This window comes from Hyphomicrobium sp. 802 (genome assembly GCF_000526135.1).
Lineage (GTDB): Bacteria > Pseudomonadota > Alphaproteobacteria > Rhizobiales > Hyphomicrobiaceae > Hyphomicrobium_B.
This window is the reverse complement of record NZ_JAFM01000001.1, coordinates 1130928-1154311: the sequence shown is the minus strand read 5'-3', so window position 1 is coordinate 1154311 and position 23384 is coordinate 1130928. Positions and strand designations below refer to the sequence as shown.

The following is a 23384-nucleotide window of genomic DNA, read 5'->3' as shown; positions in this document are numbered from 1 at the left end:
CGAACCTGTACGTTATCAGCTATGCGCGGGATTGGGCTTTTCGGGATCAATCCCGTATTTCGAGATGGCTTCCGCCACCTTGATCGACGGAATCTTATTTTCATCAGCCAGCGCCTTCAGCGCCGCAATCGTCACGAAATGACGATCGACCTCGAAGAAATACCGCAGCGTGCGGCGATAGTCCGAGCGGCCAAAGCCGTCCGTTCCAAGCACCGAATATTTGTTCGGCACGGACGGACGGATTTGCTCCGCAAACATCTTGATGTAGTCGGTCGATGCAATCACCGGCCCTTCGCCGCGGCCCGAAACCATCTGCGTGACATAGGGCACGCGCGGCGTCTCTGTCGGGTGCAGCAGGTTCCAGCGCTCAACGTCGTGCGCTTCGCGCGCAAGCTCGGTGAAGCTCGTCACGCTCCAGATATCGGCTTCCACACCCCAATCGTCGCGCAACAAATCGGCGGCCGCGATGACCTCGCGCAGAATAGCGCCCGAGCCCATCAACTGCACCTTGTGGCCTTTGGCATTCTTCGCCGCCTCGCGAAAAAGATACATCCCCTTGATGATGCCGGCCTCAGCACCCTCCGGCATCGGCGGATGCTCGTAGTTCTCGTTCAGCAGCGTCAGATAGAAGAACACGTCCTCCTGATCCTGCAGCATGCGCTTGAGACCGCTTTGAATGATGACGGCGACCTCGTAGTTGAATGTCGGATCGTAGGACACGCAGTTCGGCACCGTCGCCGACATGAGATGGCTATGCCCATCTTCATGCTGCAAACCTTCGCCGTTGAGTGTCGTCCGCCCCGACGTGCCGCCGATCAGAAAGCCGCGCGAACGCTCGTCACCGGCCGCCCAGGCAAGATCGCCGACGCGCTGGAATCCGAACATCGAATAGAAGATATAGAACGGCACCATCGGCACGTTCGACGTCGCGTAGCTCGTTGCGGCCGCGATCCACGACGCCATCGCACCAGCCTCGTTGATGCCTTCCTGCAGCATCTGACCGTGCTTGTCTTCCTTATAGAACATCAGCTGATCGGCATCTTGCGGCACGTAGAGCTGCCCGACCTGACTGAAAATGCCGAACTGCCGGAACATACCTTCCATGCCGAACGTGCGGCTCTCATCGGGCACGATCGGCACGATGCGGCGACCCAGCGCCTTGTCGCGCATCAGCGCCGTCAGAATGCGGACGAACGCCATTGTCGTCGAAATCTCGCGTCCGTCCGAGCCTTTGAGTTGCGATTCGAACAGCGACAACGGCGGTGCTTCGAGCGAGATCGACTTCCGCCGCCGTTGCGGAAGATAACCACCGAGCTTGTCGCGCATCGCGTGCAGATAGTCGTCTTCCGGCGACCCTTTCGGCAGGCGGACGAACGGTAGCTTTTCCATCTCCGCGTCGCTCACCGGTATCTTGAAGCGATCGCGGAACTGACGCAGCGTATCGATGTCCATCTTCTTGGACGAGTGCGCGAGCATCGTGCCCTCGCCCGCCGCGCCCATGCCGTAGCCTTTGACGGTTTTCGCCAGGATGCACGTCGGCTGGTTCTTGTGCGCAACCGCTTCGGCATAAGCCGAATAGACTTTCGAGGGATCGTGACCGCCGCGCGTCAGCCGCCAGATCTTGTCGTCCGACCAATCTTCGACGAGCGCCGCCGTCTCCGGATAGCGGCCGAAGAAGTGCTTGCGAATGAATGCCCCATCGCGCGACTTGAAGACTTGGTATTCGCCATCGACGCATTCTTCCATCAACTGGCGAAGCTTGCCCGTCGTGTCCTTCGCCAGAAGCTCGTCCCACTGCGAACCCCAAATAACCTTGATGACGTTCCATCCGGCACCGCGGAAATTCCGTTCGAGTTCCTGGATGATCTTGCCGTTGCCGCGCACCGGCCCGTCCAGGCGCTGCAGGTTGCAATTGATGACGAAAATTAGGTTGTCGAGCTTCTCTCGGCCCGCAAGCGAAATCGCGCCGAGACTTTCCGGCTCGTCCATCTCGCCGTCGCCGCAAAATACCCAAACCTTCCGGCCCTCGGTGTCCGCAAGCCCGCGTGCGTGCAGATATTTGAGAAAGCGCGCCTGATAGATCGCCATAAGCGGCCCGAGGCCCATGGAGACCGTCGGGAATTGCCAGAAATCCGGCATCAGCCAGGGATGCGGGTAAGATGACAGCCCGCGCCCGCCGACTTCCTGCCGAAAATTCAAAAGCTGATCTTCGGTCAGCCGCCCTTCCAGAAACGCTCGCGCATAAATGCCGGGCGAAGAGTGGCCTTGGATCAACACGAGATCGCCGCCATGTTCCTCTGACGGCGCGTGCCAGAAATGATTGAAGCCGGTTTCATAAAGCGTCGCCGCCGACTGATAGCTGGCGATGTGCCCGCCAAGCTCGCTCGACTCCTTGTTGGAGCGAAGCACCATCGCGGCGGCGTTCCATCGGATTGCCGCGGCAATTCGATGCTCAAGATCGCGATCGCCCGGAAGCGGTGCCTCATCGCGAACGGGGATAGTGTTGATGTACGCCGTGCTCGATGCAAACGGGATCGCTGCACCGCTTGCACGCGCCCGCTCAACCACCTCACCCAGAATATCGTCGGCCCGCTCGGTGCCTTCGTAGGCGATGACGGACGAGATCGACTCGCGCCAATCCTGGATTTCGGCGTCCTCGGCCTTCGAAGACTTTTGTTCCTCTTTGCCCATACCGTCCTTCGCTCGAAAACGCTTTCGTTGGCGACCTTGCCCGACTGTTTAACACAAACGCCTGACCGCCGTTTATGCCACTAAAGTGAATTGGTTATGCAGAACCTCGTTTGCGACCTCGCTCCGCGAAAATGTCCGGCATTGCACGGCGCGTCGCAACCTCACCTTAAGGAACTGCGTTGTGCTTTGATCTTCGATAAATCTGCATAGGAGCCGCGAAAATGAACGCTATAAAAACAATAGCACTCGCAATGGTTCTCGGAGTGGCCGGAAGCGCAGCCGCCTTTGCCGATAACGACGTCCCCGGCGCCGACTGGATGCCCGAGGAACACGTGACGAAGAAGCTGGAAGCCGCGGGATATTCAAATATCACCGGCCTTCACGCTGACGATGGCTATTGGGAAGGCAAGGGCGTCAAAAACGGTAAGATCACGGAGTTCCATGTCGATCCTCATTCCGGGGCGCTCTTAAAGGAAGAGATTGACCACGACTGAGGATTTCCGGATCGCGAAATGTAGGCCTCGGACGCTTAGAGACTGCCGAGCCTGGTCCTGATCAACGTCATCATGGCGTCGAAAGCCTGATTGGCATCAAGCTCGGTCGTATCGAGGTGCATCGCGTCTCGCGCGGCTAGCATAGGCGCCGTGGAGCGCCCACGGTCGCGCGCATCGCGTTGCCGAATATCCGTTAGCAGATCATCATACGAAATGTTTTCGCCGCGCCCCTGATGCTCCAAAAAGCGCCGCTGCGCCCGCGCCTCGTCGGACGCCGTGACGAAAACCTTTACATGCGCTCCAGGACAAACGACCGTGCCAATATCCCGGCCGTCCAGCACGGCGCCCCCGTCCTGCCCAGCGAAGGCGCGCTGATAATCGAGAAGCGCGGCGCGAACTTCCGGAATTTTCGCCACGATGGACGCCGCGTCGCCGGCCTTCGGCCCACGTAACGCCGGATCGTCGAGCGTTTCCGCTAAGATCGCACGCGCCGCAGCCTCCGCTGCAGCAACGTCATCGAGCGCTGCGCCATTTGCTAGCACGTCGCGCGCCACTGCCCGATAAAGTAATCCCGTATCAAGCCACGGCAGACTGAAATGCGCCGCAACACGCCTCGCAAGCGTACCTTTGCCCGATGCGGCCGGTCCGTCGATGGCGATGATCAGGGTCATCCCGCCACCCCGGCGTAACGCGCACCTAGCGTTTCCATGATCGGCCGGAATTCCGGAAAGCTTGTCGCAATCATCGTCGCGTCATCGACAACAATGGGCGTCTCGCTGGCGAGGCTGGCCGTCAAAAACGCCATCGCGATGCGATGATCCAGATGCGTCGTGACGGTGCCGCCGCCGTTGAGCCCGCTTCCACCTTCAACTATCAGCGTATCGCCCTCGACGTCCGCGCGCGCACCGTTCGCGATGAGGCCCGCAGCCGTCGCCTGCAGGCGATCGCTTTCCTTGACCTTCAGTTCCGCCAAGCCGTCCATCCGCGTCTGCCCTTCCGCAAACGCCGAGATCGCCGCCAGAACCGGGTATTCGTCGATCATCGACGGCGCCCGTTCGGCCGGGACATGCACACCCTTCAGCCGCGAATATCTGACGCGAATATCAGCGACCGGCTCGCCCCCTGCTTCGCGCGCATTCTCGAACGTGAGATCGCCGCCCATCTCCTGCAGCGTCAGATAAAGACCCGTCCGCGTCGGATTGACGAGCACGCCTTCGACGGTGATATCGGACCCCGGCACGATCAGCGCTGCCGCCACGAGAAACGCGGCCGATGACGGATCGCCGGGAACGATGATGTCTTTGCCGGCCAGCTCAGCGTCACCATCGACGGTGATATGCGTCTCTTCGCCCTTCGTTTCGTTCGTAACGGTCGCGCCGAAATGCCGGAGCATGCGCTCGGTATGATCGCGCGTCGGCTCGCGCTCGATGACGGTCGTTTTCCCGGCTGCGTGCAGACCCGCGATCAAAACCGCGCTTTTCACCTGCGCCGACGGCACCGGCAGCCGATACACGATCGGCATAAGCTCGCTCGTGCCGCGAAGCGTCAGCGGCAGCGTCTCCTTGCCGGGCTCCATAATCTCCAAGCCCATCTCGACCAGCGGCCCTAAGACCCGCCGCATCGGCCGCCGCGAAAGCGAGGCATCGCCCGTCATCGTTACGGTGATCGGGTGCCCTGCGACGCCCCCCATCATCAGCCGCGTCCCGGTACCCGAATTGCCGAAATCAAGCGGCCCGTCCGGCGTCCGCAGGCCACCCACGCCTCGCCCCTTCACGACCCAAAGATCGCCCTGCTTCTCAGCCGAAGCCCCTAGCGCCGCGACAGCCCGAGCCGTGTTGATGACGTCCTCGGCCTCCAAAAGTCCCTTGATCCGCGTTGTACCTGTCGCCAATGCCCCAAAAATGAGCGCCCGGTGCGAGATCGATTTGTCGCCCGGAACCCTGACCCGCCCTACGAGTGGGCCGGCCTTGAGCGCTGAGAGCGGTGTTGCTGGAGATTGCGCGTTCAACTGAGACGTTCCAAAGCGTTAGAATTCAGGGCCGGCGGGCAATTTTCCGGAAAATTTCGCTCCGGATAGACACCGCGCCGCGACGCTCTGTCAACGGCACCGGGGCCGTCCGGTCAAGCGCTCGATTAGGGAAGACCTTGACGCATCCCCACTCCGCACCACCTTTTCGTTTTGACAGGGGGCGACGCCTATGGCAGACGGGCTCCCTTGAATTTCCGAGAACTGAGGCACGACGAATGGCGACCAAGCAAGAGCGCGGGACGAAGCGCACCTGTCAGAATTGCGACGAGCGCTTTTATGATCTGGGACACGACCCGATCATTTGCCCGTTTTGCGGCACGAAATACGTGATCGCATCGTCCCCGGCAGCGCTGGCGGCTCTGCAGGCCGAACAGCGTGATCTTGCCGCTAAGAAGGCCAAGAAACCCGTCAGCGATGACGACGGTGATTTGCCGGCAGTCGAGGGCGAAGAGGCTTTGGCGGACGTCGAGACGGATGACGCCGGCGGCGCTGACGATGACGAGACCTTCCTCGAGGAAGAGGAAGAAGAGGGCGGCGATGTGTCTAACATCATCGGCGGCCCGGCAGGCGAGGGCGACGAAGAGCCCTAATATTCCTGTCGAACGTCCTTGCAGTTTTTGCAAAGACGACTTATCAGGCGGGTCTTCGGCGGGAACCAGCCCCGCCGCTTGAAGTGGTTCGGGGCTATAGCTCAGCTGGGAGAGCGCTTGCATGGCATGCAAGAGGTCACCGGTTCGATCCCGGTTAGCTCCACCAATTTTTCACTCGCGCACAGCCGCCACGCCAACCCTGCGCGCAATTTGGCGCCCCATGGGTTCCGGCTCGGCAAGCCCATAGGGCGAAGAAAAGTCGCGCAGCGACGGAGCCCCTGCAATCAATAATCCCGTCATGGCCGCGCAGACGGCCATCCACGTAACGGGCCCTGCTGGCTCTTCACCACACATTTTATGTAGTCTCCGGCCAAACGGCGACTTGCGAAGCATAATCGCGGGCGTCAAGGGACGGAGACGATGACGAACATCCCAGCAAAACTCATGTGGACCAGCGTCGCGGTGCTCGGCGCTGTCGCGCTCGGCATCGTTGCGCTTTCGCGCGGCGAGACGATCAATGCCATCTGGCTCGTCATGGCCGCCATCTGCTCCTATCTACTGGCCGACCGCTTCTATGCGCGGTTCATCGCCGACAGGGTTTTACGGCTCGACGCAGATCGTCTCACGCCCGCCCAGCGCTTCAATGACGGCCTGGACTACTGCCCGACCGACAAAACGGTGCTGTTCGGCCACCACTTCGCGGCAATCGCGGGCGCCGGTCCCCTCGTCGGGCCGGTTCTAGCGGCACAGATGGGCTATCTGCCCGGCACGCTGTGGCTGATCGCAGGCGCCGTGTTCGCGGGTGCGGTGCAGGATTTCATCGTGCTCTGGGCATCCGTGCGCCGCGACGGCCGCTCGCTCGGCGAAATGATCCGCAGCGAGCTAGGCGACATCGCCGGCACCATCGCCATGATCGGCGTCCTGATTATTATGGTGATTTTGCTTGCCGTGCTGGCCCTCGTTGTCGTCAAAGCCCTGACACACAGTCCCTGGGCGACATTTACTGTCGCTATGACTATCCCGATCGCGGTCCTGATGGGGATCTACGGGCGCTTCATGCGACCCGGCCGGATCGGAGAAATGTCGCTGATCGGCTTCGTGTTGCTGATGCTGTCACTCATCTTCGGCCGCCACGTCGCCGCCGACGCAACACTTGCTCCCTTGTTCGATTATTCCGGCGAAACGCTTTCGATGATGCTGATCGCCTATGGCTTCGTTGCATCCGTTCTTCCGGTCTGGGCCTTGCTGGCGCCGCGCGACTACCTTTCGACGTTTCTGAAAATCGGCACCATCGTCGGCCTCGCGCTCGGCATCTTCGTCGTCCTGCCCGACCTCAAAATGCCCGCCGTGACGAAATTCGTCGACGGCTCGGGCCCGGTCTTCTCCGGGAGCCTCTTTCCGTTCCTCTTCATCACGATCGCCTGCGGTGCGATATCCGGCTTTCATGCGCTGATTTCATCGGGCACGACGCCGAAGATGCTCGACAATGAAGTGAACGCCCGTGTCATCGGCTACGGTGCGATGCTGATGGAAAGCTTCGTGGCGATCATGGCCATGGTCGCGGCGACGACGCTCGAACCTGGCATCTACTTCGCATTGAACAGCCCGCCCGCGCTGATCGGCACAACGCCCGAAACCGCCGCATCGGCAATTTCCGGATGGGGTTTCGCGATTACACCGGATGTGTTGAAACAAGCGGCGACTGACGTCGGCGAGACGACGATTCTGTCGCGCACGGGCGGCGCCCCGACGCTTGCTGTCGGCATGGCCGAAATCCTTTCAAACGCCATTGGCGGCAAAGCGCTGATGGCGTTCTGGTATCACTTCGCCATCCTGTTCGAGGCGCTTTTCATCCTGACAACGATCGACGCGGGAACACGCGTCGCACGCTTCATGATCCAGGATCTCATCGGCACCGCCATCCCCTCGTTCAGAGCGACCAAATCCTGGAGCGCCAACATCGTCGCGACCGGCATCGCGGTTTTCGGCTGGGGTTATTTCCTTTATCAAGGGGTCGTCGATCCGTTGGGCGGCATCAACACGCTGTGGCCGCTGTTTGGCATTTCGAACCAGATGCTCGCCTGCATCGCGCTGCTTTTAGGGGCGGTCGTTCTCTTCAAGCTGAAACGCGAACGCTATGCCTGGGTCACGCTCGCGCCCGCGACATGGCTCGGCGTCTGCACATTGACCGCAGGCTGGCAGAAAATCTTCAGCGATAATCCAGCCATCGGCTTTCTCGCCCATGCGGATAAATTCGCAAGCGCGCTCACTGCGGACCAAATCCTGGCGCCCGCCAAATCCATTGCCGACATGCACCGCATTGTCTTCAATGACTACGTCAACGCCACGTTGACGGCCCTGCTGGGCGCAGTGGTCATCGCGATGGCAGGCTTCAGCATACGGGCCATCGTCCGGGCGCTCGACAACCCTCACGTAACGGCGCGCGAAGCTGCCGCCGTTCCAGCGGAGTAAGCCCCATGCGCGAAACCGTCACGGCTCCGATTTTCAGGCTCGCCCAGCGCATCATCCGCACTGCCCGCCTCATGGTCGGCATTCCCGATTATGACGCTTACGTCGCCCATCGCCGCCACGCGCATCCCGACGAGCCGGTCATGAGCTACGAGGCCTTTTTCCGCGAACGACAGGCGAGCCGCTACGGCGAGGGCAGCGGCAAAATCAACCGCTGCTGCTGACGGACGCACGGAGCGCGAGGTTGCGATTGATCCCGCACGCATCCCCCGCTACGAGGGGCGCATGGCACCTCCCCTGATTACCCTCAAAGACATCAACCTGACGTTCGGCGGCACGCCGCTGCTCGAAGGCGCGGAACTGACGGTTGCGCCCGGTGACCGCATCTGCCTCGTCGGCCGCAACGGCTCCGGCAAATCGACGTTGCTGAAAATCGCTGCAGGACTGGTCGAACCCGATAGCGGCGAGCGCTTTGCCCATCCCAGCGCCAGTGTTCGTTATCTGCCGCAAGAAGCCGACTTCAATGGCTTCTCGACCGTCCGAGATTATGTCGTCGCCGGCCTCGGACCAACCGACGATCCTTATCAGGCAGAGTATCTTTTGGCCGAACTTGGCCTTTCAGGAGACAGCGAGCCGCAGCATCTTTCGGGCGGCGAATCCCGCCGTGCGGCTCTGGCGCGTGTCATTGCCGCCAAGCCCGACGTTCTGCTGCTCGATGAGCCGACGAACCACCTCGATCTGACTGCCATCGAATGGCTTGAAACAACACTCCTCGGCATGCGCTCGGCGCTGCTTCTCATTAGCCACGACCGGCGCTTTCTCGAAAACCTGTCGCGCGCCACGGTCTGGCTCGACCGCGGCAAGACCCGGCGGCTTGAACAGGGTTTCGCAGCCTTCGAAGACTGGCGCGATAAGGTTCTCGAAGAAGAGGAGATCGAGCGCCACAAGCTCGACCGCAAGATCGTTCGCGAAGACCAGTGGATGCACGGTGGTGTCACCGGACGGCGCAAGCGCAACGTCCGCCGCGTGCGTGAGCTTCGCGCCATGCGCCAGGAGGTCCGAGAACAGCGCCATGTCGTCGGCAGCGTCCGCCTCGACGCTGCGGAAGGCAGCATCTCCGGCAAGCTTGTCGCCGAGGCGACCGGCATTTCGAAGAGCTACGAAGGCGTCGATATCATCAAGAATCTCGACCTGCGGATCATGCGCGGCGATCGGCTCGGTATCGTTGGTCCGAACGGTGCAGGCAAAACGACGCTCATCAAGCTTTTGACCGGCCAGATCGCACCGGACAGCGGCACGATCCGCCACGGCGCCAATCTCGAAGTTGTCGCGCTCGACCAGCGCCGCGACGAACTCAATCCGAATTGGACCGTCGCGGATGCCTTGACCGGCGGCCGCGGCGACCAGGTCGTCATCAACGGCAAGGCACGTCACGTCGCGAGCTACATGAAGGACTTTCTGTTCCTTCCCGAGCAGCGGCTGTCACCCGTCCGTGTGCTCTCAGGCGGAGAGCGCGCCCGTCTGATGTTGGCTCGCGCGCTCGCAAAGCCCTCGAATGTCCTCGTGCTCGATGAGCCGACGAACGATCTCGATCTTGAAACGCTCGATCTGCTGCAGGAATTGCTGTCGGATTATGGCGGCACGATTCTCCTCGTCAGCCACGATCGCGATTTTCTCGACCGAATTGTAACGAGCGTATTGGCCCCGACCGGAAACGGGAATTGGACCGAATATGCCGGCGGATATTCCGATATGCTCGCCCAGCGCAAAGGCGATGCTTTAGAGAAAGATCAAAAAAAAGCCGCGTCATCAGCAAAACCGTCGGAAGGCAACGCTGCATCTTCCGCCGCCTCGCCCGCAAGACAGAAGCTGTCCTTCAAGGACAAGCACGCGCTATCGACACTTCCCGGCGAGATTGCAAAGCTTGAGACGGAAATTAAAACCCTCGGCGCCAAACTCGCCGACGCCGAGCTTTTCACCCGCGATCGCGCCGCATTCGATAAGACAAGCGAACGCCTGCAACAGGCTCAGCAGCAGCTCGAAACCGCTGAAACGCTTTGGCTGGAACTGGAAGAAAAGCGCGAAGCCATCGAAAATTCCGGCTGACGTTCGCACATATAAAAGCGACGGCCGAGTGCCCTCGACCGCCGCTCAAAGTTCGACCTAAGCCGACATCACCTGAGTTAGATGACGTCGATCTCAGCCGGGAGGTAGCTGGTCACTTCGAGACCAACTTCCTGCTCACGAACTTCGGGCTTCGACCACGTCTTCATGGGTTCCTCCAAGAGTGGTTAGTCCACGCTTCACAACGGAAGCTACCTATATCGTCGAACCCACGGGGGCCAATCGTATTTGCAATAATCGCTCATAAGCGCGTCTAATAACATTATAACACTTCGCTTTTGCGAATTGATATGCGAGCTGCCTATTGCTTGGCAGCCCATTGATCTTTCACCTCATCGCATCGCTTGCCGATGAACGTGTTCACTTCTTCGACAATAGAACCCGATAGAATGTTCACGGTATTGTCAGCGGCGGTCGCAGTCCAAAGCGCGCTTTTGATCAGAGTTGGCGCTCCAATCTTGCCCCACTCGGCCTTGGCTTTGACAGCTTTGCCGTTCTCGAACGTCACCTTCGGCGTCAGCTCGAATGAAAAGTCCGTCGAACCCTTCTTCTCGCTCGCGATCGAACACGTCACGGTATGCTTGGCGAACTGGATTTCCGCTTTCGGCTCAGCCATCGCCTTAACGAGGTCGGCTCTCTTCAGGTTGAGATCCATCGAGCAATGCGCACCCTCGTACGGCCAAGTAATCTTCACCTTGCTGACAAGCTTCGCCAACTGCTCCTTCCGCCAACTCTTGATGACGTGGCAGGCGATGTCAGGACCCGATGCATCTTTTGAGTGAAAAGCACGGCAGAGGTCGACCTTGCACGCCTTCCGCGCTTCCTTCTCGGCTTTCTCCTCCGGCGTCAGCGGACCGTCCGGGTCGCCGAGAACGGTCCCGGAGTCTCCGGCGGCGGCCGGCTTGGCCGCATCCTCAGCGATGGCGGCCGAACCGGCTGAAAGAGAGAAAAAGGCAAAGACCGAGACAAAGAGCGCGGAAGCCGGCGTCATGAATTCCCCATGCGAACCTGAGCTAAAAAGCCCTGCGTCTTCGCGGCCAAGGCAGGCAGCACTAAGGCGGAATTCCGAATAATCCCTGATTTCCGGCTTCCCGAGGTGCCAGCGACACGCCCGGTCCGCGCGACGTCCCCTGCCGCTTGAAGACCGGTCACCGGTTCCCATATCTTGACTAAATCGCCGGGCAGTTGTGACGGCGAGGCAGATGGCCGCAAGGCATCTGGGAATAGGACGTTGGTCGCTTGCTTAAGGACCTTCATATGACGCGTGTAACGGCACTTTCGAACCCCCTGCTTCTGGGTTTTGAAGAGATCGAGCGGTTGGTTGACCGCGCGACCAAAGGCGGGGATGGTTACCCACCGTACAATATAGAAAGGGTCGCCAAGGACGGCGATTCCGGTGAGCTTTTGCGGATCACCCTGGCTGTGGCTGGGTTCACGCGTGACGACCTCGAGATAACGCTCGAAGACAAACAATTGACGGTTCGTGGCAAGCAGCAGGACGATAAGGCTCGCGATTATCTCTACCGGGGCATCGCATCCCGGCAGTTTTCGCGAACGTTCGTCCTTGCAGATGGCATCGAGGTCAAAAGCGCAGAGCTTGCGAATGGCCTCCTGGCCGTCGACTTGCAGCGGCTTGAGCCTGAGCGCCTCGTACGCCGGATTGAGATCGGAGCGGCCCAGTCAACCAAAAGCCGCACCTGAGCTGAGTCTTTCGCGTCACAGCGCAAGCGACCGAATCGTCGGAGGATCGGAGCAGACGAGCAGATCGAGAGGCCCCTGTGTGGGCCGCGGTTCCCGGTTTGCGATGAGAGCCCGGCCTCGACACAAGGAGGAAGAGCGTCATGAATACTAAGTCCACCGCGAAATCTGCCGACATCCACGATGCCGTCGCGCCGGTCATGAGCGAACTGGAGCTTGCACGGCTTGGCGGCGGCGAGGTCGCTTACATCAAGACATTGACCTCGGACGAAGCTCTGGAAATGTTTCCGCAGATCGAAGGCTTGCCAAAGGGCATCCCTCTGTTCTCGCTGCATGCGGCTGACGGCACGCCCATCGCGTTGACCGATACGCTGCAGGCCGCAATCGGGCATGCTCAGGAAGACGAGTTGTCGATCGCACCGCTACACTGACCCGCGGCTGAACGGGCGACGTATAAATCGTCCGCCGGCCCACAGGGGGGGGTGCTATGAACCGGCAGGGGGCCGCCCAAAGGCATGGGCGGCCGGCGTGCCGAAGGCTTTCGCGCTTACAAGCAGCGCAGCTTAAGCAAAGCTCACGGATGGTAATGGGCGTACTGGCCCCGTGCCTTGAAACGCTCAAGATACGCCGGAACCACGCCATCGACGGCGGCTGGCCGCGGAACGTCGAGCGCCATGATTGTCCGACCGTCCTTTTTGGCACCCTCAGACACCACATTATCTGACTGCAGCAACCGGACCTGATCGACCGTCATCGGCCGAAGCGTATTCGGCAGCGGCCAGGTCAGCGCAGCCATGAGCTTGGCCATCCAGAACGGAAGGGGCAGCAAAAGCCGCTTGCGATCCGAATAGTCGAGCGTCAGCTTCAAAAGCTCCTTGAAGGTCGAAACCTGCGGCCCGCCAAGTTCGTAGGTCGTGCCGGGCGTACCCGCGCCGGTTGCCGCCGCTGCAGCAGCATGACCGACGTCGCCGACGAACACCGGCTGGAACTTCGTAACGCCGCCGCCAATCAGAGGCAGAAACGGACTAACCCGCGCCATAGCGGCGAAGCGATTGAAGAACTCGTCCTCCTGACCGAAAACGATCGACGGCCTCAGCACCAAGGCGCCGGGGAAGCCTGCGAACATCGCCTCCTCGCCCAGCGCCTTCGTCTGGGCGTACTTGGCCGGCGAGGTCTTATCCGCGCCGATAGCCGAGATGTGAACAAGGCGTTCGGCGCCCGCGGCCTTCGCGGCTTTCGCGATCCTGGCGGCGCCTTCGACGTGGATCGCGTCGAAGGACTGTGCCCCTGTCGGCGCCAAAATCCCGACAGCGTTGATGACGACGTCAGCCCCCTCAACTGCCCGCGCCACCGAATCGGCAAATCTCAGATTGGCCTGGACCGGAAAGATCTGCCCGACGACGCCCATGGGTTGCAGATAGCCCGCGAGATCCGGTCTGCGGACCGCAGCACGCACCCGGTATCCCTTTCGCGCGAGCGACCACACGATATGACGCCCGACGAATCCGGACCCGCCGAAAACCGTCGCTAGTTTACCGTTTCCTGCCATTCGAAACCTCGCTGCAGCCGTCGGCCGGCCTCCCGGCCAGCCTCACATCTAGCGAGCCTGAGCGACCGTGTGAAGCACACGAAGGACGACTTTACCCGCAATCTGGCCTGGCTCAGGCGATGTGGCCCCAAAAGCCTGCAAGATGCATACGTCACGCAATTGACTTCCGCTGCGGACCAATTTACCTGACACCCGCAAGCCCAGATGGCGGAATTGGTAGACGCACTAGTTTCAGGTACTAGCGCTCACAAGGCGTGGAGGTTCGAGTCCTCTTCTGGGCACCACAAGCTAAATTTACAAATGGAATCAATAACTTAGTTTGTTTTGTGTATACCCCCGCAAATGGGTACCATTTTTAACAGCAATAGGTTCTTCCGCATCGAGAAGAAACGTTTCCGCTAGTTGAAAATTGTGTTCTGGCACGGACTAGCGTCTTTTCGGTTTTGCTTAGTAGGCAGCGGCAAACCTGGAACTTCGCTGGCTCGTTATACCGTCCATCGACGATAGAGCGGAGACGGACCCTCCCGGCCTGCAATCAAAATCCAAACCAGCACGAACGACGTTGCGCGCATCAGACCGCCAAGCGTCAAATCTCGTCACATACGAAGAATTGAAACGTTGCTTCATCCCACAAGCGGTCATCGGCGGAGTCGTGGGAAGGCACTCAGACAGCTCACCGTAAATGTCTGCAATGGGAGGAAGAGCAAGCCTCTATAGATTTTCTGAATTGTCGAAAGCGATCGAAAGCAGTCATGAAAGCCCTCAAGTTCTGGGGATCGAGCGGTAGTACGAGAAAGCGGTTATCGCCTCGATTGCTCTCGGAGAGATTGAGGTTCGTTTGTGCAGGTCTATTCCTATTCAGACAGTCCACCGCATGACTTATTCTGCTAATGGCCATTTAGCGGAAAGCGGTGCGAGCCGGTCCGAGAAATCGGTCGTTTATGTTCTGCTCGGGCTACCGAAACATAGGGGGGAACAAAAGTGGCGAACGCGGCCCTTCATTCAGTCATAAGCTGGATCAGCACGTCGTCAGCACGTCGGCGGATCCTCTTATGGTGGCGTGACCTGACTATCGCGAATGTCGGGGGGCGGCATGTCATGGTTCTGCATGGTCGAGCAAGCCGTGAGAGCAAGCGGCGAGACCAATAAAAAAAGAAGCGCAATTCGTATCATATTTTCGCCTTTGCATTCTCCGCGTTGTTGTCTTTGACGATCCCGTCGTGCGCAATCCGTCCTTCAGTTCTTGACCGCCGCCGCTACCAAGCCCCGCATGCCAAAGGGCAGCCTGATCATTTCGATGAAGATGTCCTGGTCGTCGAAGCCGCCCTGGCGAAGGGTGCGGTTTAGGTCGGCGGCGTCATAGAGCCTGTGGGTGTCAGAGCCCGAGAACTTCCACTTGCGCATAGTTGCGCGGTCAGTGACGTAGATCACGACGCGTCCTTTGGGCTGCAACACCCGATAGATCTCGGCAATCTCCTTGCCCTCAATGCCGAAGAAATAGGCGACGTTGATCGCGATCACCTTACTGATGCTGTCATCAGCATAAGGAAGATCGTCAAAATGACCGAGACGTAGATGCACTCGGCCGTGGGAAATTTCTTGACGGTTGGCGCGCTTGGCGATGTCGAGCATCTCGGGCGAATGATCGATTCCGAGCACTTTTCCCCGCATGGCTTGTCGTGCCAGGCTGACGATGCCTCGGCCCGGGCCAAAACCAAGTTCCAACACCGTATCGTGGGGCTGAACGTCGAGCGCAGCAATGGCGCACCTGTATGGTGCGCCATTAATGAGTGCCATTAGCCGACCAGCAAACCGGCCGTAGCGCCCGCTAGGCGTGCGCAGTTGCTTGCCGAGGCCGGCCCAGATCGAGACCATGTGCATGGCGGTCCTTTTTCTTCAATGCATGCAAAGTCCGCCCATCACGAGCGTTCTTTTTCCTGCACTTTGGCGAGGAGGCCTTGCATTACCTTCGGGAAATACGTGTTCCAGATGGGCCGCTCCGGATGCGCCGGAGATGACAGCCCTTGTTTCAGCTCATACTCAGCTGCCTTGTATTCTCCCTGCTCGTACAGGAAGTCAGCATAGAAATAGTGGGCGTCTCTCCCGTTTGGGGCGTTCTTGACCGCTTCCTCCAGATAAGCGCGGGCCTTGTCTTTGTCGCCCCAACCGAAGGGAAAACCGGGCACGCGATAATAGAGGACGCCGAGGCTGGTGGGTGCACCGGCGTCGGCGGCCTTGGGATTCAAGCTTTCAGCTTTAAGAAGCACGTCGCGCGCCTTCGAGGCGAGGTTGAGAGCGCCGATCCCCCACGTGAGCGAAGCGCGTTCGCTGGTAACGATGCCGTCCCAAATCAAGGCCTCTGGCTGATCGGGATACCGCTGCGCGAGCTCATCGGCCTTAGCTCCAACCGCATCCATATTCCGCTGGCGCTCGTCATTCGATTTGCTCAAATATTTGACGCGTGCCCAGTCATTGGCAACGCTTAGAACGTCCTCGTCGAAGTGACTTTTTGCAGCTGGAGCGGCCTTGGCATGCGATACGAATCCGCTGGCGATCACTGCGGTGATGGCAGCGGCAGCGATTGTGAGGCGATTGTTAGCCAGTTTCATGAGTTTCCTCATTGGTTGCTTGTTTTTGAGTCTGCGGCTGACTTGCGATTTTCATGTGCTGCCACTGCTCCGCAATCCGACTTCAAGCGTCGTAGGGGATGCGTTCTGGCTCATTAAGAATGCACGCACGCGCGTGTCCGCCATCTGTGCCTCGAGCGAGCGATCAACGAGCTGCGGGAACAGTCTCTGCACGAGTACGAACAGACGCTCGGGGCCTTTCGCATAGACGCTGTCCGCATCACGTGCGACGGCCGCCCAGATATCGCGCGCGACCTTCGCAGGATCATCGACGCGCATCCGCAGCGGATCGATGAGACGTGCGAAGTTGCTAGATGCATCCGTTTTTGTTGCGCGCGGCGCCGCATAAGTAATGCCGACGCCGAACTCCTTGAACTCGCGCCGCAGTGCAATCGAAAGCCCGCGAAGGCCGAATTTAGACGCCGAGTAGGCTCCAAACAGTGGGTAGGCAATGTCACCGAACATGGACCCGATGTTGACAACTCGCGAGGGAGCTCCACGATGAAGCAACGGCAGCAGCTCACGAATTAGAGCTGCTGGCGCGATTACATTTGTCTTCATCAGACGCTCCAGTTCGGCGTCGCTGGTACTCGCGAGCGGCCCGACGGCTAGCACACCAGCGTTGTTGACAAGAACGTCGAGCCGCCCCCACCAGTGCGCGATGTAGTTTTTCAAGGCGATGCGAATTTCCGGATCCGTGATGTCGCCGGGAAGCGCCACGTGATTGCGTTGCTGGTCCATCATCTCGAGCGTTCCATGCAATGCGTCGGCGCGGCGGCCGATTAATGCCACCGTCAGACCTCGCCGAGCCGCTTCGACAGCAAGCTGGCGGCCGATGCCCGAACCCGCGCCAGTTATGACGGCTAGCTTACCCTTAAGCTGCATCGCGGAGGCCCGGATGGCGCAGAGATAGCTCACGGAAGATGTCGCCGTAGAGCCTATAAATAATCTTCGATGTCGAGATGATGACGGGACGCGCCTCAGCTGAAATCCCGTCGACAAGGCTTTTGAAAAAGGCGACGTGCTGAATATCAAGCGCACCGTGCGAGCGAAGGTAGGAGAAGCCTGACTTGTCCGGAGGAGCAAGTGAGCGCTGAATGGCGTCAGCGGCTTTGTCGGCCAGCATCGTCGACATTCCCTCCAGCACATGCACGCTGCCGAGCATTGCATAGGGGCTGATCCACTCGATCGCATAGTAGGTATAGCCGACCATGATCTGGCATGCCTGTCCCGGCACGCCACATCTCACCGCTTCGATATCGCTACCGAATGCGCGAATATCATCGAGTATCCACTTCTCATGCCCGCGCTCTTCCTCCATGTATTCGACGAGTGCATCCTGGTAGGTCTCATCGTGCGTGCGTGCAGAAGCGAACGCCAACAGTGGAAAGGTGTGCTTCACGTGGTGATAGGCCTGCGTGAGAAAGTCGACGTAAAGTTCGCGGGACGCTCCTTTCTGCATGGCCGTCTGAATGAGCGGTATGGACAGGAAGGCCTGACGGTCAGTTGCTGTCTCGGCTTGCAACGCGTCGTAAAAGCTCATGCGCTCATCTCCTCTTCTTGCGTAACAGGATGCCGCTCGGCGGCGGCTTTGATCTCGGCGTAGGCGTCAGGCAGTAACGCGCGACGGAATCGGCCGTTGGGCGTGAGAAGGTTGCGCCGAACTGCATCGTTGCGAGCGAGCAGGACCAAATCGCGCGGTATCGCGTACACAGGGGCGTCGCGGCAGATATTGGAGAGCGCCAACAGCACTTCTTCTTTGCTGGCAGTGGCGAACCAATCTGCACCTCGAGAACTCGGAACTATGAGTGCGCTCAAATATGGCTCGCCGTGACCCAGCACGGCGCACGCGGCAATTCGCTCGTCCGTCGTTATCAGTGCCTCGATCCATTCGGGGCTCACATTGCGGCCGAACGAATTGACGATAAGGTTATCCTTGCGGCCGAGGATCCGGAGATAGCCATCGGCGTCGAGCATACCCAGATCACCGGTCCGCCAAGGATGGGCCGCATCGCAGCCATTCTGATAACCCTGCATGATCGTCGGCCCGTCGACGACGATCTCGCCGTCTTCGATGCCGATGTTCAAACCTGGCAGCGGCTGTCCCACCGTTCCGGGTCTGCGCATGCCGGGGCGGTTGACTGCGACGACGGAACAGCATTCGGAAAGACCGTAGCCTTCATGCGCGGGGATGCCTTTGCTCCAGGCCTTATCGGCCATGGCTGTCGCAACAGGGGCACCGCCGATAGCAACAAAACGCAGACTAGTCGGTGCCCTTTTGCCGCTTGCATCGAGCTCCGCCACCCATGTGGCGAGAAGCTCGGGTACGAGGACGGAAGTTGTCGGATCATGCTTGGCAAAGGTTGCGCTCAGTCCTTGCGGCTGGCCTCGTGCCACCGAGGCGGTCATGGCCCGATCGAAGCGCGTGCGTGCCTTGGCGAACAACGGCACGCAGATCGCGCATATCGTCTCGAGCAGCAGGGGAAGCGGCAGCACAGAAAGATACAAGTCGTCTTGCGTGGCGCATGTCGCCTGCGCCAACATGGCTGCCGAGCGCTCGATCTGGGACAAGGCAAGCCGCACGCCCTTTGGGCGCCCAGTGCTTCCTGATGTGTAGATGATTTGTCCGCCACCATGGCGAAGCTCGGGCGGAGAGCCCCGGCGCCCGTTCGTCACCGGCACAACCTCGACACCGAGCTGGCGCGCCGCATCGACCGCGGTCGGAGTCGCGATGACGTGCGAAATTCTGCAGTCGGCAAGAATGTGCTTCTGCTGTTCAGAGCTGAAGAATGCAGGAATTGGGACGATTATTTTGCCTGCGACCCAACCTGCGAGTTGCGCGACGACCGCGTCGTTTGAGTTTTCTCCCAAAAGTCCCAGGTGTTGGGGCAACGACTCCAGATTGGCCGCGCATTCAGCGACACGGGCTGAAAGATCAGCGTGCGTTAGCGAGCCAGAGTCATCGGAAAAAGCCGGAGAGGCATCTTGGTCGATAGCGTTGCGGCGCAGTGCGGAGATGATATCAAGCATGGACCACCGTGCTCGTCTGCTTGTTGAGATAGATTTGCGCCGCAGAGCGGCTGACAGCACAAACGAGCGGCGCGCCGTCGTAATAGGATCCCCACACTTGGGGATTTTGGGCGCGCTGCTTGTAAGCATCTCCCAAGACGATGTGCGGTAGGCCGAGAGCGCTGAGGAGACTGCGTAGGCGCTTGGTGGCGGTGAAGAAGGCCCAGTCGAAGCCAGCGGTGTCACCATACGAAACGATGTAGTGAAGAAATTGTGCGGCCCGCGCCGGTGCACGGCTGGCGAGGCCAGAAACCTCGAAGATGCTTTCGCGATCTACAGCTGCCCCAGAAGCTCGTGCGAGAAGTATCTCGATCGGTTCATCAAGATAGCACTCGGAAAAAAAATCGCACTCGGCAAAGCGCAGTCCCGAAGCGCACAGCCAATTACCATCGCGCCCGAGCAAAGCAAGGAGTGTAGGTGGAAATTCTGGAACGGACGCCCCGTAATGACTACGATAAACATCAGCAATGAAGTGCTCAACCTCGGACCGACGAGCATGGCTCTGCGTCACGACAATGATCTGCACCGAATCGCTCCCCTCGTTGTTGCGACCGGTCATGACCATCGAGGTAAGCGCTTACGGCGTGCTTACAGCCTTCAAGAAATCACAATGAAAAGTTGGGTCCGATGTTTAGTTCGAAGGCGAGGGGGCAGCCTCTCGATGAAGGCGATATGTGGCAATAGCAGTGAAGTAAGATGGGCTCGTAATTTTGCAAATTACGAAGAGCGAACGTCTGTCGTCCGCGTCCCGTCTTTTGGCGGTGGAAAGCGCAATGTAAACACCGCGCCTCCTTCTGGGGCATCGCCTACGGACACGGATCCGCCAAGAGCAGCAACAGTGCGTGCAACGATATCGAGGCCCAATCCGGCGCCGCCGCCTCGGTCCCGCGTACCTTGCCAGAAGCGCTTAAATATGCGCTCGCGCTCTTCCACCTTAACACCAGGCCCGTGATCTATTACCTCAAGCGCGGGAGGGTAAGAAACGACCATCACGACAGACGTGCCAGGGGCGGTGAAGCGAATTGCGTTCTCGACCAGATTGCGCACGGCGGACGTCAGCATATCGTGGCAACCATTCACCTCGACCTTCTTCGGACAAGGTAAAACCTCCAGGGACTTGCCGCATTTGATGGCCATCGGCCCAAGTTGCAGAACGACTTCTTCGACAATCGAGTTGAGATCCGTCACATCAGTTGCGTCCAACACGACGACATCCAGCCGAGCCGAATCGAGCAGCTGATTGACGAGGCGTTCGGCAGCCCTGATCTCCTCCTTGAGAGACTCAATTTCAGGCGAATTGGGGAGAATGCCGACGTGGGCTTTGATCACCGCAATGGGCGTTCTCAGTTCATGCGCAGCATCAGCGATGAAATGCTGCTGAGAATGGAATGCGATTTCGAGCCGGTCGAGAGCCCTGTTTACAGAACTCACCAGCGCGTCCACCTCACGTGGAAGTCCTTCATTTGACAACCTAGTCGAAACAGCACTCGGGCCAATGGATTCGGCCTGCAAAGCGGCGATCCGTAACGGCCGCAAACCGATCCGGGCAACAAGAAGATTTGTTAGCAGGACGAAGATGACGAAGGGCAGCCAGATCCATCCGATATCGACGACAAAGTTTTGTAGCAAGGAGTCAAAGGCCGCCTCACCTTGTGGTAATGCGATTTGAATCCAAACTGGCTTTGATCCAAACATCCCTTTGAGGGTAAAACCATACAGTCGTCCTTTTCGCCTATCGGCCGCCGAAACGAAGAAATCGCGGGTATTTTGGCCGTCGATCGGAGCCAGCGGCGCGTTGACACCAGTTGAGGCAGCCAGAAGAACTCCGTTTTCGCTAACGATGGCAAACTTGCCGTTCCCGTTTCGGAAGTCGTCTGTCAGGAAATCCGAAAGCTGAAGCGGCCTCCCTTCGGCCGCACGCTGAAGAAGATTTTTTATAGCACGTGCGTCGTTCTGAAGCGTGCGATCCCTAAACTCAGAATTTGTCGAGACAAATCTCTCGTAAATCAGCCAGCTCGTGGCCGTTGCGGCAAGTAGCGAAACTGTAACAAGGCCAACGATCAATCGCAGCCAGATCGACGGTGCTGCTTTCGGACTCTGCATGCCTAGTTCGTGGAATTTGATAAAATATACCCAACTCCGCGCAATGTGTGGATATGGACATTGGCGTTGGCATCGCTCATGCGTTTGCGTAAACGATGGATGAGAACTTCGATTGCGTTAGATGAAAGCTCCTCGTCGAAGCTGTAGAGCGCTTCCTCGATTGCCGTCTTGGGAACGACCCGCCCCGCGCGTCGGAGCAAAAGCTCAAGTGCACTGCATTCGCGTTTTCCAACTTCGACCCCGACGCCATCGACGAGCACTTCTCGCGTGCTCGTATTGAGCGAGAGATTGCCGTGAGCGAGATGCGTCCCGATGGTATGGTTCGGCCGCCTCAGCAATGCGCGCACGCGCGCAACGAGTTCATCGACCTCGAACGGCTTGCGCATATAGTCGTCTGCGCCAGAATCGAGCCCCTGCACCAAATCGCGTAAAGCGTCTCGGGCAGTTAGAACGAGAATGGGAACTTGATTGACTTGCTTTCTAACGGCGCCAAGCCAAGTAAGGCCGTCGATATCAGGTAATCCAAGATCGAGAATAACTGCGTCGTAGGATGTCGTCGCGATCGCGGCATCACCATCCGCGCCCGTTCCTACGGCATCGACGGCAAATCCTTGAGCGCGAAGTGCTGTCCCTATGTATTCAGCAATTCGCACATTATCTTCTACGATCAACAAGCGCATGCATTTCCCCGAATCCCCGAATGCATTCACGTCCGCGACCGCGGTCGGCCCCCTTTCCGGCCCAACAGAAGTGCGATGACGTCAGTGCCTGATGAACCCGTGGACGGGATGCAAATGCGGCCCTTAAAATACAGAATTGTTATTCTTGGGCGCTTTCCAGCACGCGTCTGACACAAGTCACAATTGTAAAAAAATGATCTTAGGCGGAGCCTCTCCAACTTTGTCTCATTGGCGATATTTCAGATCCAGGCATCCAAAAATTCCGCACTCGTTTGTGAGCTGTCCGTTGCCGGCTTGGTTCGATTCAAAGAAATCTATCGTTTCGACACGGAGCGTTTCCGAACAACTGCGCCGGCAAAATACCCATTGTCCTCCGGGCAGCTGCACTTGCCATCCCAGTTTATCCTGTCTGATCGGAGCAGTGATCGTTCCATTGCCGTATCTGCTAACGGCACTGACGCTGTCACCAATTTCAGTACCGTGAACCGGAGTGGACAACAGAAGCGAATAAAAACTCGCTCGGATGAAGTGCCGACGATTTTTCACGAAGTTCATATTGTGCGCGAACAAGACATGAAGGTTTGACGGCAAACGATGACGAGTGAAGCTAGTAAGTGCTTAACACAATCTGCTTCGCGCGCTGTAGCGGAGCGACCACAGCGCCAAGTCCAGTCACTTGTGGCTCTTGTCGTACGAAGATGGTGGCGCATGTCGTCACCAATTTTGATTGCGCGACGTAAGCAAGTCGTAATGTTCGCAGCTCACAATGTGCTGTCGCATCCGTCGGCGACGCCGCTCTCATCCCGATCTTTTCCGACATGCGCCGGTACTGATGCAGTGAAGCGGACATAGCAGCCCGGTTCTCGCATCACGTGACACGCGTGTAATCAGGGCTCGATATCAAACCCGTCATAGGAAAGTGTCCGACGACGCCCCTTGGTGAATCGGAATTGCCGATCCTTTCGGCTCAAGTACAGCGCTTGTCTCCTTGTTCGTAACTGGCGGTGGCATTGCGACCAGCGGGACTTATGAGCGATAGCGAACTTCTCGCGTTATGGGGCAGCGAAATCTCTTTCTAGACACGAAGAGACTTCGCTTCACGATCCGCATCGCTCGTTCTGAATCTGAAAGCGGGACATCGGTCTGTTCTTTAGTGAGAAGCAGACGTGCGCATGCGCCGTCCGATGCCATTCGGCGAATTGCTGCTCGATGCCCGCCTGCTCTGCAATGCAGATTTATGAGGTGGGATCCAGGTTTCGTA

The 23384-nt window shown here is 58.9% G+C and carries 21 protein-coding genes and 2 tRNA genes; 9 read left to right on the top strand and 14 right to left on the bottom strand.

Features of this window, described 5'->3' with window-relative positions; genetic code table 11:
* Nucleotides 1-15: 15 nt before the first annotated feature.
* Nucleotides 16-2691, bottom strand: a complete 2676-nt coding sequence (gene aceE, locus HYP802_RS0105765) for a pyruvate dehydrogenase (acetyl-transferring), homodimeric type (RefSeq protein ID WP_024275322.1) — start codon at nt 2689-2691, stop codon at nt 16-18.
* A gap of 221 nt (nt 2692-2912) precedes the next feature.
* Between aceE and HYP802_RS0105760 the strand changes: the two genes are divergently transcribed.
* The gene (locus tag HYP802_RS0105760) at nt 2913-3185 is read left to right on the top strand and encodes a PepSY domain-containing protein (protein WP_013946179.1); all 273 of its coding nucleotides are present in this window, start codon (nt 2913-2915) and stop codon (nt 3183-3185) included.
* Between the two features lie 35 nt (nt 3186-3220).
* Here HYP802_RS0105760 and cmk read toward each other — a convergent pair whose 3' ends face one another.
* Both cmk and aroA read right to left on the bottom strand, forming a co-directional pair.
* A complete protein-coding gene (gene cmk / locus HYP802_RS0105755; protein ID WP_035575721.1) occupies nt 3221-3856 on the bottom strand; it encodes a (d)CMP kinase in 636 nt (211 codons plus the stop codon).
* On the bottom strand, nt 3853-5193 hold the full coding sequence (gene aroA / locus HYP802_RS0105750) for a 3-phosphoshikimate 1-carboxyvinyltransferase (protein WP_024275320.1): 1341 nt from the start codon (nt 5191-5193) through the stop codon (nt 3853-3855). Before aroA ends, cmk begins: the two co-directional genes overlap by 4 nt.
* A gap of 236 nt (nt 5194-5429) precedes the next feature.
* On the opposite strand from aroA, the gene HYP802_RS0105745 reads away from it, so the two are divergent.
* The 5 genes from HYP802_RS0105745 (at nt 5430) to HYP802_RS0105725 (ending at nt 10379) form a co-directional block, all read left to right on the top strand.
* On the top strand, nt 5430-5804 hold the full coding sequence (locus HYP802_RS0105745) for a TIGR02300 family protein (protein WP_013946176.1): 375 nt from the start codon (nt 5430-5432) through the stop codon (nt 5802-5804).
* Nucleotides 5805-5894: 90 nt separating this feature from the next.
* Nucleotides 5895-5970 (top strand) — tRNA-Ala (locus tag HYP802_RS0105740).
* Between the two features lie 254 nt (nt 5971-6224).
* A complete protein-coding gene (locus tag HYP802_RS0105735; RefSeq protein ID WP_024275319.1) occupies nt 6225-8276 on the top strand; it encodes a carbon starvation CstA family protein in 2052 nt (683 codons plus the stop codon).
* A gap of 5 nt (nt 8277-8281) precedes the next feature.
* A complete protein-coding gene (locus tag HYP802_RS0105730; protein ID WP_024275318.1) occupies nt 8282-8497 on the top strand; it encodes a YbdD/YjiX family protein in 216 nt (71 codons plus the stop codon).
* Nucleotides 8498-8558: 61 nt separating this feature from the next.
* Entirely contained in the window at nt 8559-10379 is a 1821-nt protein-coding gene (locus HYP802_RS0105725; RefSeq protein WP_013946171.1) for an ATP-binding cassette domain-containing protein, read from the top strand.
* Between the two features lie 77 nt (nt 10380-10456).
* Here HYP802_RS0105725 and pqqA read toward each other — a convergent pair whose 3' ends face one another.
* Nucleotides 10457-10546, bottom strand: a complete 90-nt coding sequence (pqqA, locus tag HYP802_RS22115; RefSeq protein ID WP_015598624.1) for a pyrroloquinoline quinone precursor peptide PqqA — start codon at nt 10544-10546, stop codon at nt 10457-10459.
* 152 nt (nt 10547-10698) lie between these two features.
* Entirely contained in the window at nt 10699-11388 is a 690-nt protein-coding gene (locus tag HYP802_RS0105715; protein ID WP_013946170.1) for a hypothetical protein, read from the bottom strand.
* A gap of 266 nt (nt 11389-11654) precedes the next feature.
* Between HYP802_RS0105715 and HYP802_RS0105705 the strand changes: the two genes are divergently transcribed.
* Nucleotides 11655-12098 (top strand): Hsp20 family protein, encoded by a 444-nt coding sequence (locus HYP802_RS0105705; RefSeq protein WP_013946168.1) that lies wholly within the window; start codon nt 11655-11657, stop codon nt 12096-12098.
* 140 nt (nt 12099-12238) lie between these two features.
* Nucleotides 12239-12526, top strand: coding sequence for a DUF1150 domain-containing protein (locus tag HYP802_RS0105700; RefSeq protein ID WP_013946167.1), 288 nt, complete (start codon nt 12239-12241; stop codon nt 12524-12526).
* A 143-nt stretch (nt 12527-12669) separates the two neighbouring features.
* On the opposite strand, the gene HYP802_RS0105695 is transcribed toward HYP802_RS0105700, so the two are convergent.
* Entirely contained in the window at nt 12670-13644 is a 975-nt protein-coding gene (locus tag HYP802_RS0105695; RefSeq protein ID WP_013946166.1) for a complex I NDUFA9 subunit family protein, read from the bottom strand.
* Between the two features lie 198 nt (nt 13645-13842).
* Between HYP802_RS0105695 and HYP802_RS0105690 the strand changes: the two genes are divergently transcribed.
* A tRNA-Leu gene (locus HYP802_RS0105690) sits at nt 13843-13928 on the top strand.
* 952 nt (nt 13929-14880) lie between these two features.
* Here HYP802_RS0105690 and HYP802_RS0105685 read toward each other — a convergent pair.
* The 8 genes from HYP802_RS0105685 to HYP802_RS0105650 all read right to left on the bottom strand — a co-directional run bounded on the left by HYP802_RS0105685 (nt 14881) and on the right by HYP802_RS0105650 (nt 22123).
* On the bottom strand, nt 14881-15525 hold the full coding sequence (locus HYP802_RS0105685) for a methyltransferase domain-containing protein (RefSeq protein ID WP_013946155.1): 645 nt from the start codon (nt 15523-15525) through the stop codon (nt 14881-14883).
* Nucleotides 15526-15563: 38 nt separating this feature from the next.
* Nucleotides 15564-16253, bottom strand: a complete 690-nt coding sequence (locus HYP802_RS0105680) for a tetratricopeptide repeat protein (RefSeq protein WP_013946154.1) — start codon at nt 16251-16253, stop codon at nt 15564-15566.
* 51 nt (nt 16254-16304) lie between these two features.
* Nucleotides 16305-17189, bottom strand: a complete 885-nt coding sequence (locus HYP802_RS0105675) for an SDR family NAD(P)-dependent oxidoreductase (RefSeq protein WP_244420962.1) — start codon at nt 17187-17189, stop codon at nt 16305-16307.
* On the bottom strand, nt 17146-17814 hold the full coding sequence (locus tag HYP802_RS0105670; protein ID WP_013946152.1) for an iron-containing redox enzyme family protein: 669 nt from the start codon (nt 17812-17814) through the stop codon (nt 17146-17148). The genes HYP802_RS0105675 and HYP802_RS0105670 overlap by 44 nt, the downstream gene beginning before the upstream one ends.
* A complete protein-coding gene (locus tag HYP802_RS22110; protein ID WP_013946151.1) occupies nt 17811-19301 on the bottom strand; it encodes an AMP-binding protein in 1491 nt (496 codons plus the stop codon). The genes HYP802_RS0105670 and HYP802_RS22110 overlap by 4 nt, the downstream gene beginning before the upstream one ends.
* Nucleotides 19294-19866, bottom strand: coding sequence for a thermostable hemolysin (locus tag HYP802_RS22105; RefSeq protein ID WP_157135385.1), 573 nt, complete (start codon nt 19864-19866; stop codon nt 19294-19296). Before HYP802_RS22105 ends, HYP802_RS22110 begins: the two co-directional genes overlap by 8 nt.
* Nucleotides 19867-20057: 191 nt before the next feature.
* Entirely contained in the window at nt 20058-21443 is a 1386-nt protein-coding gene (locus tag HYP802_RS0105655) for an ATP-binding protein (RefSeq protein WP_013946149.1), read from the bottom strand.
* Between the two features lie 2 nt (nt 21444-21445).
* A complete protein-coding gene (locus tag HYP802_RS0105650) occupies nt 21446-22123 on the bottom strand; it encodes a response regulator transcription factor (protein ID WP_013946148.1) in 678 nt (225 codons plus the stop codon).
* Nucleotides 22124-23384: the final 1261 nt, after the last annotated feature.

Excerpts from the sequence above, each read along its gene's own strand:
- HYP802_RS0105715 (WP_013946170.1), bottom strand. The coding sequence starts at position 11,388 with ATGACGCCGGCTTCCGCGCTCTTTGTCTCGGTCTTTGCCTTTTTCTCT.
- HYP802_RS0105655 (WP_013946149.1), bottom strand. The coding sequence starts at position 21,443 with ATGCAGAGTCCGAAAGCAGCACCGTCGATCTGGCTGCGATTGATCGTT.
- HYP802_RS0105745 (WP_013946176.1), top strand. The coding sequence starts at position 5,430 with ATGGCGACCAAGCAAGAGCGCGGGACGAAGCGCACCTGTCAGAATTGC.
- HYP802_RS0105685 (WP_013946155.1), bottom strand. The coding sequence starts at position 15,525 with ATGCACATGGTCTCGATCTGGGCCGGCCTCGGCAAGCAACTGCGCACG.
- HYP802_RS0105760 (WP_013946179.1), top strand. The coding sequence starts at position 2,913 with ATGAACGCTATAAAAACAATAGCACTCGCAATGGTTCTCGGAGTGGCC.
- HYP802_RS0105680 (WP_013946154.1), bottom strand. The coding sequence starts at position 16,253 with ATGAAACTGGCTAACAATCGCCTCACAATCGCTGCCGCTGCCATCACC.
- HYP802_RS0105730 (WP_024275318.1), top strand. The coding sequence starts at position 8,282 with ATGCGCGAAACCGTCACGGCTCCGATTTTCAGGCTCGCCCAGCGCATC.
- HYP802_RS0105670 (WP_013946152.1), bottom strand. The coding sequence starts at position 17,814 with ATGAGCTTTTACGACGCGTTGCAAGCCGAGACAGCAACTGACCGTCAG.
- cmk (WP_035575721.1), bottom strand. The coding sequence starts at position 3,856 with ATGACCCTGATCATCGCCATCGACGGACCGGCCGCATCGGGCAAAGGT.
- HYP802_RS0105700 (WP_013946167.1), top strand. The coding sequence starts at position 12,239 with ATGAATACTAAGTCCACCGCGAAATCTGCCGACATCCACGATGCCGTC.
- HYP802_RS0105695 (WP_013946166.1), bottom strand. The coding sequence starts at position 13,644 with ATGGCAGGAAACGGTAAACTAGCGACGGTTTTCGGCGGGTCCGGATTC.
- HYP802_RS22110 (WP_013946151.1), bottom strand. The coding sequence starts at position 19,301 with ATGCTTGATATCATCTCCGCACTGCGCCGCAACGCTATCGACCAAGAT.
- HYP802_RS0105725 (WP_013946171.1), top strand. The coding sequence starts at position 8,559 with ATGGCACCTCCCCTGATTACCCTCAAAGACATCAACCTGACGTTCGGC.
- HYP802_RS0105650 (WP_013946148.1), bottom strand. The coding sequence starts at position 22,123 with ATGCGCTTGTTGATCGTAGAAGATAATGTGCGAATTGCTGAATACATA.
- aceE (WP_024275322.1), bottom strand. The coding sequence starts at position 2,691 with ATGGGCAAAGAGGAACAAAAGTCTTCGAAGGCCGAGGACGCCGAAATC.
- HYP802_RS0105735 (WP_024275319.1), top strand. The coding sequence starts at position 6,225 with ATGACGAACATCCCAGCAAAACTCATGTGGACCAGCGTCGCGGTGCTC.
- HYP802_RS0105705 (WP_013946168.1), top strand. The coding sequence starts at position 11,655 with ATGACGCGTGTAACGGCACTTTCGAACCCCCTGCTTCTGGGTTTTGAA.
- pqqA (WP_015598624.1), bottom strand. The coding sequence starts at position 10,546 with ATGAAGACGTGGTCGAAGCCCGAAGTTCGTGAGCAGGAAGTTGGTCTC.